At 42.3% G+C, this 14,815-nt stretch carries 13 protein-coding genes, 1 tRNA gene and 1 pseudogene; 7 read left to right on the top strand and 8 right to left on the bottom strand.

All coding sequences use genetic code 11. The features are described 5' to 3' along the window. Positions 1-79 precede the first annotated feature (79 nt). On the bottom strand, positions 80-976 hold the full coding sequence (locus NT178_11560) for a YihY/virulence factor BrkB family protein (protein MCX5813163.1): 897 nt from the start codon (positions 974-976) through the stop codon (positions 80-82). Positions 977-1,185: 209 nt separating this feature from the next. Continuing rightward, positions 1,186-1,956 (bottom strand): Sir2 family NAD-dependent protein deacetylase, encoded by a 771-nt coding sequence (locus NT178_11555; protein ID MCX5813162.1) that lies wholly within the window; start codon positions 1,954-1,956, stop codon positions 1,186-1,188. A 481-nt stretch (positions 1,957-2,437) separates the two neighbouring features. Here NT178_11555 and NT178_11550 point away from each other — a divergent pair, with 481 nt between their 5' ends. Continuing rightward, positions 2,438-4,021, top strand: a complete 1,584-nt coding sequence (locus NT178_11550) for a GNAT family N-acetyltransferase (GenBank protein ID MCX5813161.1) — start codon at positions 2,438-2,440, stop codon at positions 4,019-4,021. Here the strand turns inward: NT178_11550 and NT178_11545 are convergent. From NT178_11545 to NT178_11530, 4 genes and pseudogenes are all read right to left on the bottom strand, one after another. After that, positions 3,993-4,211 carry a hypothetical protein gene (locus NT178_11545; GenBank protein MCX5813160.1) on the bottom strand — a complete coding sequence of 73 codons (219 nt, stop codon included), beginning with the start codon at positions 4,209-4,211 and terminating at the stop codon, positions 3,993-3,995. The genes NT178_11550 and NT178_11545 overlap by 29 nt on opposite strands. A 173-nt stretch (positions 4,212-4,384) precedes the next feature. After that, a complete protein-coding gene (locus tag NT178_11540; protein MCX5813159.1) occupies positions 4,385-4,765 on the bottom strand; it encodes a hypothetical protein in 381 nt (126 codons plus the stop codon). Between the two features lie 13 nt (positions 4,766-4,778). After that, positions 4,779-4,862: pseudogene (locus NT178_11535) on the bottom strand (prepilin-type N-terminal cleavage/methylation domain-containing protein). Positions 4,863-5,124: 262 nt separating this feature from the next. Beyond that, positions 5,125-5,919, bottom strand: a complete 795-nt coding sequence (locus NT178_11530; protein MCX5813158.1) for an acyltransferase — start codon at positions 5,917-5,919, stop codon at positions 5,125-5,127. A gap of 177 nt (positions 5,920-6,096) precedes the next feature. Here NT178_11530 and NT178_11525 point away from each other — a divergent pair. The 6 genes from NT178_11525 (at position 6,097) to NT178_11500 (ending at position 12,157) form a co-directional block, all read left to right on the top strand. After that, a tRNA-Phe gene (locus tag NT178_11525) sits at positions 6,097-6,169 on the top strand. Positions 6,170-6,511: 342 nt separating this feature from the next. Further along, positions 6,512-7,420: a cysteine synthase family protein gene (locus tag NT178_11520; GenBank protein ID MCX5813157.1), complete on the top strand. Its 909-nt coding sequence runs from the start codon at positions 6,512-6,514 to the stop codon at positions 7,418-7,420. A 650-nt stretch (positions 7,421-8,070) separates the two neighbouring features. Then, positions 8,071-8,325, top strand: a complete 255-nt coding sequence (locus tag NT178_11515; protein ID MCX5813156.1) for a hypothetical protein — start codon at positions 8,071-8,073, stop codon at positions 8,323-8,325. A gap of 29 nt (positions 8,326-8,354) precedes the next feature. Further along, complete coding sequence (locus tag NT178_11510) at positions 8,355-10,451, top strand: glutamine synthetase III (GenBank protein ID MCX5813155.1); 2,097 nt, start codon at positions 8,355-8,357, stop codon at positions 10,449-10,451. 620 nt (positions 10,452-11,071) lie between these two features. Beyond that, positions 11,072-11,257, top strand: a complete 186-nt coding sequence (locus tag NT178_11505; protein ID MCX5813154.1) for a 2-hydroxymuconate tautomerase family protein — start codon at positions 11,072-11,074, stop codon at positions 11,255-11,257. 390 nt (positions 11,258-11,647) lie between these two features. Next, positions 11,648-12,157: a hypothetical protein gene (locus NT178_11500; protein ID MCX5813153.1), complete on the top strand. Its 510-nt coding sequence runs from the start codon at positions 11,648-11,650 to the stop codon at positions 12,155-12,157. A gap of 421 nt (positions 12,158-12,578) precedes the next feature. Here the strand turns inward: NT178_11500 and NT178_11495 are convergent, their stop codons facing one another. Both NT178_11495 and NT178_11490 read right to left on the bottom strand, forming a co-directional pair. After that, the gene (locus tag NT178_11495) at positions 12,579-13,529 is read right to left on the bottom strand and encodes a ParB/RepB/Spo0J family partition protein (protein MCX5813152.1); all 951 of its coding nucleotides are present in this window, start codon (positions 13,527-13,529) and stop codon (positions 12,579-12,581) included. Positions 13,530-13,821: 292 nt separating this feature from the next. Then, positions 13,822-14,814 (bottom strand): NrpR regulatory domain-containing protein, encoded by a 993-nt coding sequence (locus tag NT178_11490; GenBank protein MCX5813151.1) that lies wholly within the window; start codon positions 14,812-14,814, stop codon positions 13,822-13,824. Position 14,815 lies beyond the last annotated feature (1 nt).

Below are 14,815 nucleotides of genomic sequence, written 5' to 3'. Positions count from 1 at the left end.
CGAGCTATTTATCACACTGACGCTATGTACTCCTGGGCTTACGCCTGTCCTCCGCAGCATTAGCGGAGGTGGGTCGGCCCTATATTTTCTTACTGATTTTTGTTTCTCTTTTTGTCGATTTGTTGTTTTTATGCTCAAGTTCTGCAATAACCTGAGCGCCTAATAAAAGGATTATTGCCGCAGCTTCTGTGGTGAGAAGGGTCACAACTGCTGTGGCAAAGGAACCGTAAATTAAATTTACCATGGATAGCACCGAGTAGTACCAGACCAACACATGGCGGGCGATCTCCCACAAAATAGTTGCGGTTATTCCTCCTATCAGTGCGTAATGAAATGTAATGCGTGCAACGGGCATTACCAGGTATATGGAAGTGAGCATAAGCGCCTCTCCGGCTGTCCCCAGGAGATACAACACAACTCTGGAAGTGCCTTCAAGGCTCAAACTCCATCCAAAAATGATCAATTGTCTTTTTTCAAGGGCGTCCAATGCCCCTGCAATGAATGAAACCAGCAATATACCGACGCACATTGAAAAGATATACGCATAAGGGATAATAGCGGAAACGAGAAAGCGACGGCGAGCCCTGGTGCGAAGAGAAAAGATCACTGACATGGCGCTTTCAAGCACCGAAAAGGCCATGGAACTGAAAAACAACATAACCAGGAATCCAATAATGCCGATCATCTTACGGTGCTCGATGAATACTCTAACCTGTTCTTTTAGAATTGCTGCATAGCCGGGTATCACCATCCCTGTATATCGTGATAAAGTTTGAGACAACTGCTCCTCTCCTACAAAATGCGACAGCACAATAAGGGTAAGGATTGACATGGGCACAATTGAAAGCAGGGTATAATAGGCGAGAGCACCGGATAACAGCAGACCCTGATTACGCTTGAAACCACGTAATACCCTAAGTATGAAGCCGAGAGGCTTTCCTGATACCCAAAGTTCTTTTTGCTGTTTTCTCATCATAGATAAAATTTACACAAATACAAAACGTTTTTTTACTTCCATAACATTTCTATGCAAGATATTATATTATTGAATGTATCCTGAAATCAAATTTTCAGACAGCAATCTCCAGTTGGCGTTATTTGTCCCGGTCCCAATGATTCCATCATTTTTCCAGTGAATGATTAAAGCCGGTATAACAACTTCTTTATATACATAGGACATTTTCCCTATCCGATTAAGTGTTTTACTTCTTCCAGTATTGCAGCCATTGTCGGACCTGCGGGACCGTTTACAATTATGTCAGCCAAATTATCACAGGCCGTTTCATCTCTATTGATGATTACAAGCCTGGCCCCCGATTGTTTTGCAGCGACCGGCATATAAGCAGCAGGCTGTACGACAAGGGATGACCCGATGACGATGAAGAGATCGCATGCTTCTGAGCGCCTGTAGGCTTCAGTTGTTTCCTGCTCAGGCATGGACTGGCCAAAGGAGATGGTTGCGGGTTTGAGAAGACCTCCGCAGACATCACAAGAGGGAGCCTTGCCTTCTTTTACCCGTCTGGCCTGAACATCGTCCCTTTCGTACCTTTTATGACAACTCAGACATGTTACGTGCATAGCCGTTCCATGCAGTTCCAATACTTTTTCCCCGGAGTTGCCTGCTTTGAAGTGAAGCCCGTCAATATTCTGCGTTATCAAACAATCGAGCTTGCCAAGTCTTTCCAACTCCGCGATAGCGAAATGACCTGTATTGGGCAGCGCATCTTTCATGGACTCATACATCTCGGTTGCCATATCCCAGTATTTCTCCCGTGCCGTTTCTTTAGAGATGAAGTTCTGAAAATAGAAGTCTTCCGGGTCGTATTTGTCCCACACGCCTCCGGGACTCCTGAAATCCGGGATGCCTGATTCTGTGCTCAGGCCAGCACCTACAAAGACAACGATGCGCTTGCAACTTATTATCCATTCAGCTATCTGTTGAATTTTATCTTCCATTCCTTTGCTCCTTTGCCTGCCGCATCAGGCTTTAAATATAAAGTTCCATTTTTTGAGGCCGGGGCTTTCAGGGAAGTAAGGTCTTTACTGTTTCCCACAAAGGCATAAACCCATGGGAATCTAAAAAACAAGGTTTATCGATATGCCCCGGTAAGAATCAAGAATATTACGACATGAGGAAGGAGTCAAGCTGGTTTTTATATAAAAAGGCAAAAAATGGATCTACGGTGTTTTGTTTTTGCGATTAGAGCTTGACTTTTCCAGAAAAAATGCTACACTGGAATCCATGATAAGAAGGAAAGGCTGGTTCAACTTTTATTATTTTTATTATTACAGCTTTAGGGACAGGTCTGCCTTCCTCTGTCAAATCACATAATTAACAGAGAAGAGGTCATGGGCAGGCTATAACGGGTGCCCATGGCAGGATTATTAGATTAGGGCCATGGGTTAAACCCATGGCCTTTTTTTTGAGGTATGAAAAATGACGCTTTCGGATCAATTTATCGAAATAGGAGAAAGGATCGTAAAGACCGGGATTCACCTTAAAGATGCCTTGTCGGTCATTGACATGACTTTCGAGGATCAAATGAACAGGCTTGAAGACTCTTCTCCTTATGAAGCGTTCACCGGCCTCAATAAATTGATCGACCGGACTGTTCGCGGAACCAAGATTGAGCACTTCAGGCCAAGGGAAGCCTGCCGGCATTTTCACACAATTGAGATTCATACCGAAGAAGGAGAAATCCTCGGCTATCTGAACATGTTATACCTGAAAAGGTTTGTTCCGTGCTACTACCTTGTCTATGTAGAGGTCATGCCGTCGTTTCGGGGTTTAGGCCTAGGAAACATGATTCTCAATGCCTTCATGGAGTTTTTAAATGATAGAAACGCCGTTGGTCTTCTCGATAACATCGTTCCTCATGGTGAATCTACATATGAAATTTACACAAGACTCGGCTGGAAAGACCTTGCGGATTTTATAGGAAATGGTGTGCCGGACGAATGGAGGAATTTTATGGTATTCATCCCGGATTCTGTTCAATCTCAAAATCTTAAAGACCGTCTGATCCGGACTCTTTTCAACCTCAAAAAGAGGAAACCGGTCATTGATATGCATGATAACGAGGATATGGTCAAAAGGACAATTGAAGAATTTCGTTCAGTCTATAGGACCTTAACACAGCTTTTTAATGATGAGCTTTTGTCAGGGGCTTCAAACCCTCTCATGCACTTTATGTTTACCCGGCTTACAACAAAATTGATCGGGTTCCATAGACGCATCTCTACGCTTATTGGTTACACCGGAGGAGAATCCCTCGAGCAGATTTCCTTTTCGGACAGAATCAGGGAGTTACCCGTTCAGCCTTATTCGCCGTGGAACCTGGACGAGGAGGATGCAGGCATATGGGGGGACGAGGGGATGCTTCGAAGTTTGCCGGGCAGTTTGAAAGGAGAACCGACCTCTTTTATCGAAGGCCTTCCTTTTTATAAAAGACCTTATCTGCATAATTGCCTGAAGAACAGGGAAACCCGGACATTGCAACCGCTGAAGATATCAGATCTACTTAGCTTTGGTTTTGATCCTACCAGATTGAAGGAATTTCATCATGAAGGCGTAGACTATATCTTCGAAAGGATATCACCGCTTTTCTTTTCTGCTCTTGTTAAACAGCGAACATTTTTGAAAAAAGTAGAGAAGTCCGTATCCGGACTGAGGATTCGAGGAGCAATTGTCAGGGTTAATCCAATACTTCTGATATTTCGGGACAGAGGGAACATATATGTCCTGAGAAAGAAAGTGGACGGGGTACATTCTCAGGAGGCCCTGGATCAGATAAAGACGGTTCCATATTTACAAGAGATGAATCGCGGTATAGGGATTGACAGGGCCATGATCAGTACAATCAGCGATATAAGGGATTTACTGAAGAAAAAGTTTCATTCCGGTTTTAAACAGGAAATTGAAGATCTAACTTACTTTGTACCATGGGACATTGAAAATAACATTCCCAGGATTCATGTACATGTTTCAGAAATTACATTGGGCATAATATGGATCGCATGAAGGTCCTGAGGATTGAGCAAATATGTATGAATAAAATAGGGCAGGGGTTTGCAATCTGATGGACGGGATGACTCGATGCGGCAATAATACCTTTGAGCTGAATAGAGAGTTTACTTTCCTTGATCTTACTGAGTTCTTTTTCTGCTTTTCTTACGGTTTCTGGATCAATATTCAATTTCGGTCGTGGCATATTCATCCTCCCTTACAGAGACTGTTATAAGAAGGATTGTGCGTATCATAATATCATGTCAAGGAGAATATGATATTACTTGATGAAAACCATAAATTTGTTATGCATTATTTTGTTAATAGATTTTTAAATTATTACGGAATAAACGAATTTATTTTTATCCCCTTCGGATTCTACAACGACCCTTTAAAATCCTGATATGAAGGGGTTAGTGAAGGACCATCACGGTTAAAATTTACAATTAAAATTGCTCCGATTTTAAATTGAAATTGCATTTGCCTGCAACCGCCGTCAGGACAGGGATAGTCTCTAATTGTTGAAGGATTAGCAATTTGTAAAATTCCGGTAAACTGTTTATCCATAATTAAAGTTTCTCTTCCGGTAACGCCCATACTATCGTTAGGCACTTTCACAAAACTTGAAATCGCAACCTGATCCCGAAAATATCTTAAATTTCCTCCTTTTAAAATATAGTTAGAAAAATAAATATTCAAAGCAGACCTCATTGCACCAAAAAGGCCGTCTGCTGCACCTTTTTCACTGCTCCTCCTCATCTAAATATTTGTGAACCGCGACCGCCGCCAGAATACCAAGGATTACAATAATTATAATGAGTTCAATTAAAGTAAAACCTTTGTTGTTGGTTTTCAACAGACCCCCCTATATTAATTTTTTATAAAGCAATATTTATACCATATCAATAATTATTTAAAATCACTGAAGAGAGGTATTTTACAATTAAGCTACTATTAAAAATCCTATTAAAAAACACGATATTTTGTTAAATAACTACAAAAAGTGTAGTTTGCTGACTGGACGTACCTGTAAACCCCGGCTGCTGTATGAATGGACATAAAGTAATAGCGGTTCATCTTTATTATCGGTAGCGCTGTCATTCACAGGAGCAAGGCAATCAGGCATTCCGATACATACCGGGTCTTCTGTCGCGAAACAGATCGTTGAAGGCGTTCAGGGATTTGTCTTTGGCCTTTTCCGGGGCAATGTCAACTATTCCCAACGACTCTTCGTTTTCCGGAGCCTTAGCGCATAAAGTGCTATCCGGCGACACAATCTGGCTTGTACCTATAAAATTAAGGGTTTGCCCTTCTTTTCTGCTTTCTGTGCCTATTCTGTTCGCTGTTACGGCATAAACCCTGTTTTCAAGGCAGCGGATAGGCATGGCAGAAGGACAGTAGGGTAAAACAAGATTGGCCGGGTGTGCCACCACCTCTGCACCTTTAAGGGCAAGAGTCCTCATTGATTCCGGGAATATCCAGTCAAAGCAAATCATGATGCCGATCCGACCGATGGCTGTATGAAAGACCTCGAAGCCGGTATCACCAGGAGTAAACCAGATATTTTCCTCAAAAAAAAGATGTGTTTTACGGTAGATGCCAATATATCCGTCGGGCCCGGTCAGAATGGCCGAATTAAAAAACTTCTCCCCATGTTTTTCAGGAATTCCTGCCACAATATACATACCCTTACTGCGTGAAAGTCCGACCAGTATCTCTGTAGTATAACCCTGAGGCACCTGTTCCGAGAGTCGGTCAACTTCTTCATGTGAGATGAACTGATAACCGGTGGCAAAGAGCTCAGGCAGCACAATAAGGTCAGCGTCAACATCCTTGAGGGCATGCAAGACCTTCTCAATGTTTCCCTCTTTTTCCCCGAAAACAGGCTCAAACTGGTAAAACCCTGCCCTCATAGCATCAAATCATAACATCATAATGTTTCTGCGACAAGTCCCAAATTCCTCATTAAAATAATAAAAAACATTGTATATAGATTCCTCTATATTGCAAGATAAAAAAACAGATGATGGATTTGAGTAGCATGAATATCTTGACATACACTGGGCAGTTATGTTTTAAATAAAATCGATGCCGAGGTAGCTCAGTCGGTAGAGCAGGGGACTGAAAATCCCCGTGTCAGCGGTTCAATTCCGTTCCTCGGCATTTCTTTTTTTCTTAAAATTCCGCACGAAATAGAGTTGTTACTTGAAGACCCCTGATAATGGGGTTTTTTTGTGGGGATGTTTGGACAAATCTATAGTGTCTTGAATGTGATACCCGGCTTGTAGCCAATATAAGGTGCGGACACTGGAAGGTTTGTGCGAACTGCAATGAAGAAAAAAATCCTTGGAGATTGCGGTACAGTACCATGGGAGCGCAAACACATCAAGCTGTGGCTTATGAGAAACTATCCTACGGTATAAGGTGTTTCTCTTGTGAAATATAAATTATTCTGGTAATCTCTTTTGACTGAAGGCGGAACACTAATTGCGGGAGGTAAAGTTTATGAATATTTTGTCTGCAATCGGGAATACACCCCTTGTGGAATTGATGAACGTCAATCCAAATCCGAACACAAAGGTATTATGCAAACTTGAAGGATGTAATCCCGGAGGGTCGGTAAAAGACCGTCCTGCCCTCTATATGATAACAAAAGCGGAAGCACGCGGTGAATTGACTAAGGATAAAATCATTCTTGAACCTACTTCCGGTAACACAGGCATCGCAATTGCGATGATAGGCGCCGCGAAAGGATACAGAGTTAATCTATGTATGCCTGAATGCGTCAGCATGGAGAGAAGGCTTATACTCCAGGGTCTCGGTGCAGAGGTTTTCCTTACCTCGGCAAAGGAGAATATTGACGGTGCGATTCGGAGAGCTTACCAGTTGTTTGAAAAGGAGCCGGATAAATATTTTATGCCAAACCAATATGACAATAACGATAATGTTCTTGCACACTATGAAACAACAGGCCCTGAAATCTTTGCACAAACAAATGGGGAGGTTGATATATTTGTTGCCGGTATGGGAACTACAGGGACACTGATGGGTACTTCGAAATATTTAAAAGAAAAAAAACCTCAAATAAAGGTTATTGGTGTTGAGCCGACTATGGGTCATACGATCCAGGGACTGAAAAATTTGACTGAATCTATGGTGCCAAAGATATATCAGCCCGAAACACTGGATGATAAGATTATTGTTGGAGATGGTGAGGCCTTTGAAGTAACAAAACTGCTTGCCCAGAAAGAAGGGATTTTTGTCGGAACATCAAGCGGGGCTGCTGCTGCGGTAGCATTACAGATAGCCAGAAACATAGATCATGGTACTATTGTTGTCGTATTGCCTGACAGGGGCGACCGCTATCTGAGTACCATGCAATTCAGGTCTATTTGTGCGAAATGTCCACCGTAAGAAGCAATGATTTATCTATTCATTTGAAAAGATACGAAAAAAATTGTCCATGATGAAACATATCGTGTCCCTGTTAACGTGTAAGGGCTCTCTGCCTTCGGTAAATAAGGATTTGCCGAGATTGCTCTGTTCACATCCCCGTTTTCGTTCACATAAGGTCCTGATGGAAGACAGATAAGGGAGCCATCTACCTGTTCTCCCATATCTCGGTAAGACCGAGGGCCAAAATAAGAACCTCCGCGTCTTTAAGTGCCGTACATGAAACAAGGCAATGTTTTTAAAAATCAGCTTCCGGCCTCCATTGATTTGTAAAGAATGATTATACCTGGATGATGTGGATGCAGGCGCTCTCCACCAGCGTAAATCCGGTTTCCATGTCTCAAAGTTGTATTCAAATTATTGATGAATCCGTAAGATTGTCTTGTCTGTCATTTCGTCGTTCCTCATGATGCATAACTCATGCAGGTTAACAAAAAGGATTCATTTGTTACTTGTAATTTTATACTAGCATGTCTGCACATCGAAGTGCAGATTTATCGTCCCTCACCGATCTAAGAGGACTTTTTTAGAAGAATCGAACAACGCTATTCAAGATAGCCAAGGTTTGGACTCCATAAAACAGTTTAATAACTCCGCATAGGAGGTGGCATATGGAATCAATAAATAATATAATAACTTTAAAGAATACATGCACATCAACAGTCCCCTTGAGAAGGGAAGAGCAAAAAGAAGAGCTTGGCAGAGAAGAATTGGAAGGTCTTGTATATAGCATGCAAAATGTTCTGGATCATATGGAGTCAATATGGGAGAATAATCACAGTACGGTTGAATTAAGGGATAAATTTCATTTATTACACTGTTACTTTGGTTATATAAATCAATATTATGAAAGGTGCCTCCCATAGGGTGGTATATTCTACAAAAGGAGGAAATTGTGGAGCTTACGAAGATATTTGGATCTAACGTTTTTAATGATAAGGTCATGAAGGAGCGGCTGCCCAAAGAGATTTATAAGGCATTAAAGGAAACGATTGAAAAGGATGTGCCATTGAGGCCTGATGTTGCGGACGTGGTTGCCAATGCCATGAAGGATTGGGCTATCGAGAAAGGCGCAACTCACTATACGCATTGGTTCCAGCCCCTGACTGGAGTAACAGCCGAAAAGCACGATTCCTTTATATCCCCGGCAGACGATGGTAGCGGGATTATGGAATTTTCCGGCAAGCAACTGATTCAGGGTGAACCGGATGCATCATCCTTTCCAAGCGGCGGTTTGCGCAGCACATTCGAAGCGAGAGGATACACGGCCTGGGATTGTACCTCGCCCGCGTTCCTGAAAACAGACGAAGCCGGTAATGTTACCCTAACGATTCCCACAGCCTTCTATTCATATTATGGGGAGGCCCTTGATAAGAAGACTCCTTTGCTGCGATCCATGAAAGCTGTATCAAAACAGGCCCTCCGTGTTTTGAAGGCTATGGGCAATACAAGCTCCACAAGGGTTACCTCCACCGTAGGCCCTGAACAGGAATATTTCCTGGTTGATAAAAAACTGTATCAGGAGCGGATTGATCTTATGTTAGCTGGAAGAACAATATTTGGTGCTCCCGCACCTAAAGGCCAGGAACTTGAAGACCAATATTTCGGTGCAATTAAGGACAGGGTTTCCGATTATATGAAGGACCTTAATACAGAGCTATGGAAAATGGGTATTACATCAAAAACTCAGCACAACGAAGTAGCACCGGCGCAGTATGAAATGGCCCCTCTTTTCACTACAACGAACATTGCCACCGATCACAATCAATTAGTCATGGAAACCATGCAAAAAGTTGCCTTACGTCACGACCTGGTGTGCCTGCTTCACGAAAAACCTTATGCAGGTATTAACGGTTCCGGCAAGCACAATAACTGGTCTCTCTCAACGGATGACGGCATAAATTTATTGGAACCAGGCCATACACCCGGTGAAAATGTCCAGTTCCTGATATTTTTAAGCGCCTTGCTCAAGGCTGTCGATACCCACGCCGATATACTGCGGGCTACCTGCGCGCATGCCGGCAACGATCATCGCCTGGGAGCCAATGAAGCACCACCGGCAATTATATCCATATTTATGGGCGAAGAATTGACGGAGATTCTGGAAAAAATCGCAAAAGGCGAAAAGATCTCCACCAAAGACGCGCAATTTGTAAATGTCGGTGTGGATACACTTCCTATGTTCCCCAAGGATAATACAGACCGCAACAGAACCTCTCCCTTTGCCTTTACCGGCAATAAGTTCGAATTCAGGACGGTTGGATCGTCACAGTCAATTTCAGGACCCAACGTGGCCTTGAATACCATTGCAGCCGAAGCCCTTGACGAAATAGCCACCCGCCTGGAAAAAGCTAAAAACAAGAATGCCGAGGTAACAGCGATTGTCAGAGAAATTTACAAGAAACACAGCCGGGTTATTTTTAACGGGAACAACTATGCAGAAGAATGGGTAGATGAGGCTAAAAAGAGGGGGCTGCCCAATGTCACAAATTCTGTTGATGCATTAAAGGCTTTTGTTGCGAACAAAGCCCTGAAACTTTTTGAAAAATATGATGTACTGTCGCATAAAGAATTACATTCACGCTATGACATCTATGTCGATGCCTATGCAAAACAGATCAACATTGAAGGTCTGGCAGCAATAGATATGGTTAAGAAACAGTTTATCCCGGCAGCAACGGAATATGCGACATTCTTGGCCAATTCCATATCCAGTTTTAAGGCTGTATCAGTTCCTGCTTCTGTTCAGGAAGACATTCTTGGAAAGCTGAGTGCCTTGCTTGTGTCATCATATAAGAGCCTATCAAAGCTTGAAACTGCATTAAAGAAGGCGCAAGACATTGACGATGTTGTTAAAAAGGCTGAAAGCTGCCGCGACAATATTGTTCCAGCAATGCAGAGCCTGCGCACAGATATTGACGCTATAGAGATGATTGTTCCTAAAGATATGTGGCCTGTGCCGAGTTATACGGATCTGTTGTTTAAACTGTAAACTCTGTTGTTTTAAAAGGAGATACAGAGAATTAAACCTGCTTAAGCTTTTCTTAAAATTAATTAAAACAGGCAATCCCCCGGCTCTGCCGGGGGATTTGATTATGTTTGACAGAACGGTCAGCATACAGTGCCTTTTCCATCCTTCTTCAATCGGTCTTCCTGGTTTTATCCCAAACTTTCCATTAAGATAAGTATCGATGCCGGACTGTCCCCGGCAAACACGCTCAGTACGCTCCGGCGGCTTCATTCGCTCGTGTTCGGCTTCGAAACTTTTGCTTATGCAAAAAACCAAGCTTCCTCGCCTTACGAAGGTTTGCTTAGAACAACCCGACACCGTTGCCAATGACATATCCGGGTTTATTATGAGAAATGGCGAATCTGTCCCAAGAACAGAAGATTGCCTGAGGGGGATTGTCATGTTGTCCGCTAAATATTTCTTGACAGCTTGTTAAAATAGCAGGAAAATGGAAAGAAAAAAGAGAAGGAATCTCGATTTTGCAAAAATAAGCTTGACCCCATTGGACTTTCTCTCAAAAACCTTTTCATGACTGCGGGGTTATATGGAGAGAGAGCTTTATATAGCCCGTAGGGGTATATTAATAAAAAAAAGGAGGTCTCATGCCGATCATTCAGGTCAACTTAATTGAGGGAAGAACAGTGGAACAGAAGAGAAAACTCGTGGCAGGAATAACCGATGCTGTGGTAAAAAGTCTCGATGTGGAACCGGATACTGTTAAGATTATCCTGAAGGACATGGCAAAGCATGATTACGCAATAGCAGGCGTACTTTTCGTGGACAAATAATAAATAAGAACCATGTCCTCATGCTAACTCACAGAGGAATCAAATTAGTGAGTATTACAAGTTAGAGGGGGGGAGTCCGGGGCACCCTCTTGCGATGGGGAGGGAAACAGTATACCGGCCTTGCTCCAAAAAGTCAGGAAACTCCAGTAAAAAACAGTTGCATTTTTATTGAGTTTGAAGGAAAATAGAAAGAAAAAGGGCAGGCAGAATTAAATGTCTATAATTTGGGGGATTGGTGAGGGCGTGCAATAATGCCATAATGGGTGAAAAGCATAAAACATTATCTTTGTTTCTTCTCAACGAATTACCCCTGTATTTTCCTATTTTGCAGCATATTAATTGCAGCATATTAGTGCAGCATATTAATTGTTAGGTAAATAAAAGGAGGCTATGATGAAAGGTGTGTGTGTTGTTTTTGATATTTATGAATTGGGTGGAGGCTTCTATGGAGCAAAGTCATGGGATATTTTTATGCGAAACATTAGTCCCGAGAAGATCGTCGGTTGCACGTTGCGGTCGGGTGACACCACTGAAATGATGAAAGGCGGCAAGCGTGAATTCTGCATCGCTGTTTTCGGTGACAACCTGAATGTCGAGGCTATTAAGGAAGTCTTTGCGGCTTCTTCAGAAAAAGGACTTGCTCCATCAGACCGTCGTTTCATGCTTAGTCCACAATTGGATTCAGAATCCTTTGCGGAAACCGGAACGATTGATCCTGTTGGCAGGTTGGTTCAGAAAGAATGGAGTCGTGCGTTCCATGACCGCTGCAAAAAATTTGAATGGGGATACATGCCAAATAAAATGCCGGCCGATCTTTCTCCGGAACTTAAGACCGAACTGGAGTTTTTGCAAAGCAAGATAATTAAGGTGAAAAAACCCTGGTGGAAATTCTGGGATTAAATTATGCCTGAGGGACGACAAAGAGCTGATTTGCCTCCCGAAAACGGCTCAGGCAACATGGATAAACCGTGTGTCTGAGCCGGGAACGTTATATAAAGTACAGAACAGGCATATATATATGCCTGTTCTGTACTTTTATGATGCACACATCTAACCAGAGCTTTAGTAATTATAAGGTTTCTAAGGTTTTCAAAGGCAGGAGGGTGCCCGCCGCACAAAACCGTATGTTTAATTTATTTGCCTTCTGTAAATAAAAGCTTACCCGAATACAGCTTTCCAAGGATCTTCTCTTAATGGCTTTAGTATGGGCTGTTATTTAACTAATGATGGTAAAATGGTATTAATATTATTACGGGAGCATAGTTTTCCTGCATACTCATTATATTAACCTCTTATAATTAGATTTTCTTTACAAGTTTCCTCATACCTGCGGGGGCGGTTTCCTGACTGAAGTATTATTTGCCGGGGTAGGCATTGGGGCTGTCAGTACCCGCTTTTGTACCAAGGAAATTAAGGATCGAAGTTCATCAAGGAACATCTCAAAGTCAGGTTTTGTGTATGTTATAGTGCCCGTCTCAATGTAAGACCTGATAGATCGTAAGTTGGCAACCTGCTGCGTCATGGATATGGATTTTGTGTCATTTTTTATCGATTTTACTTTCTTATGTGCCGTGAGCATCTTCTTTAATTTAAGATAGGTTACCGGTTTCTTCGTAATATCCTGGAATATTTTTGCCATGTTGGGGCAATCTAAGTTGGCAGCAAAAAGATAACCTTGCGAAACAGGGAGATTTCCTTCCCGAATTGCTTCCTGAATCTCAACGGGATTTTTTAAAAGTGAAATCATCCTAAACAGTGTGGGATAAGACTTTCCTGAGATTTCAGCAATTGCATTCACATTGAATGCAAAATCCTCAGAAGCACGATCTGGCGAGCGCATGACAGTTACAAGCACGCTCGTTACTCTGTCCACATTAAACTCCATATTGGGGTGTTTTGCCTGTATATATGCCAGTATGCCCTTAGCCTGGTCAATAGGGTTGAGGTCCTCCCGCTGGAGGTTTTCAGTTAGTTGAAAGGCAAGGATCTCATCATGCTGGGTAATCGCATCGACAACCATTGCCGGGATGGATTCCATGCCCAACTTCGAAGCGGCAAGATACCTCCTTTCCCCACAGAGGAGTAGGTACTTGCCGTCTTTCGGTGTTACAAGGACGGGTTCAAGTATGCCCCGGTTTTTGATTGATTTCATGAGGGTTTTAAAAGACCCCCCTTCTATATCTATTCCTGATCTGATCTGTTCTTCAACGACAATATTTTCCAAAGGCAGATATAAAAAATCCGGGCTACCAGTCATCTTTTGTACTGTCATATTTTACGTCCTATTTTTTATTTGTATACATAAGGAATATACCTTTTAAACATAAAAAATACAAACAAATATTTATTAGCCAATTGAACAATATAAATACTCGGAAGCGTAACTTAACAGGACATATTGTACAAATGTAAAAAAAGATTATAAATGTAAAAAAAGGGAAGAATATAATAAGGGGAAAATCTCCATGACTGCTTTACGAAAAATGCCAGAATGCCCACTCTGTGAATGGAAATGAATGGCGGATATTTTTCGCCCGCAGGCTAAGGCCTGCGGGCGTAATTCTTCATTGATATAAAATAGAGCTTACTGCATCATTAAAACTCAATAGCTTGGAATACTCATAAAGGGTGGACATTGCCATACTTTCCGTGTGTATCCCGGACTCCTCTGCGGCGGCGATGGGGTTAAGACCGCCCACTGCTATCATGCCGACTTTATCGGCCCCTACCGGGATATCCAGTAAGGGCTGATTCGGCTTGCCAAAGATGATTTTGCCTCCGATACCTTTCCTTATCATCTTATTACTTAAGTTTTCTGCCTCATTTACGCTGACTACAGGGATTTCCCGGAAGCTTGCAAGTATTTTTCCGGAATTTTGTTTTATAACACCGGTAACATCAGTCATCCGGCTACGGATAAAAATCTCAAGCGGGTCCAATGAAGACCCCTCATAGCTGATCAGCGAAACAAATCTTTTTAGAATCCCTTCCTGAATTTCTATTACGCCACCATATTTAGAAGCAACAGGTATCCCTGTCTTCAGGAATATGCCGTTTAATGTAATACTACATACTGTCCCTAGTCCGATTGTTCCTTCAGGGATAACAACATCTCCAATCCTTTCCCCGCTCTTTGCCATTATAATTTTATTGCACATAACATAGGGTGAATTGAATACCTCTGACATCACCCTTAATGCGTCCCTCAGTTTCTTTTCAGGGAAAAAGGATATGTTAAGTATGATATTCCCTTTCATGGCATCTATGTTGAAATCAGTTAAATAGGAAAGACTGTCCATCTTACTGATAACGAAATTTACCCTTTCAGAGACAAAGGAATTATTCAGCTCTGACCTTCCTTTTTCAGTGATAGTCCTCCCCCTCTTGCCCTGGACAAAAGTTAATCCATTCTCGTCAAGCATCTTAAGGTAATGACGCACCATTCTCTCGGAAAGCTCAATCCCGTGAGGCAGCAACTCTCTCGAGAGTTCTGTTGAACCCATGATATTCTGCTGCCTGTCCAGGACTCTGAGAATGGAATACATTACCTTGTTCATA

This window comes from Pseudomonadota bacterium (genome assembly GCA_026388255.1).
Taxonomy (GTDB): domain Bacteria; phylum Desulfobacterota; class Syntrophorhabdia; order Syntrophorhabdales; family Syntrophorhabdaceae; genus JAPLKB01.
The sequence above is the reverse complement of the archived record's forward strand: the minus strand, read 5'-3'. Positions and strand labels throughout refer to the sequence as shown.

Coding starts and splice junctions, on each gene's coding strand:
- NT178_11540 (MCX5813159.1), bottom strand. CDS start 4,765: ATGAGGAGGAGCAGTGAAAAAGGTGCAGCAGACGGCCTTTTTGGTGCA.
- NT178_11520 (MCX5813157.1), top strand. CDS start 6,512: ATGAATATTTTGTCTGCAATCGGGAATACACCCCTTGTGGAATTGATG.
- NT178_11550 (MCX5813161.1), top strand. CDS start 2,438: ATGACGCTTTCGGATCAATTTATCGAAATAGGAGAAAGGATCGTAAAG.
- NT178_11505 (MCX5813154.1), top strand. CDS start 11,072: ATGCCGATCATTCAGGTCAACTTAATTGAGGGAAGAACAGTGGAACAG.
- NT178_11495 (MCX5813152.1), bottom strand. CDS start 13,529: ATGACAGTACAAAAGATGACTGGTAGCCCGGATTTTTTATATCTGCCT.
- NT178_11490 (MCX5813151.1), bottom strand. CDS start 14,814: ATGAACAAGGTAATGTATTCCATTCTCAGAGTCCTGGACAGGCAGCAG.
- NT178_11500 (MCX5813153.1), top strand. CDS start 11,648: ATGATGAAAGGTGTGTGTGTTGTTTTTGATATTTATGAATTGGGTGGA.
- NT178_11530 (MCX5813158.1), bottom strand. CDS start 5,919: ATGAGGGCAGGGTTTTACCAGTTTGAGCCTGTTTTCGGGGAAAAAGAG.
- NT178_11545 (MCX5813160.1), bottom strand. CDS start 4,211: ATGCCACGACCGAAATTGAATATTGATCCAGAAACCGTAAGAAAAGCA.
- NT178_11555 (MCX5813162.1), bottom strand. CDS start 1,956: ATGGAAGATAAAATTCAACAGATAGCTGAATGGATAATAAGTTGCAAG.
- NT178_11560 (MCX5813163.1), bottom strand. CDS start 976: ATGATGAGAAAACAGCAAAAAGAACTTTGGGTATCAGGAAAGCCTCTC.
- NT178_11515 (MCX5813156.1), top strand. CDS start 8,071: ATGGAATCAATAAATAATATAATAACTTTAAAGAATACATGCACATCA.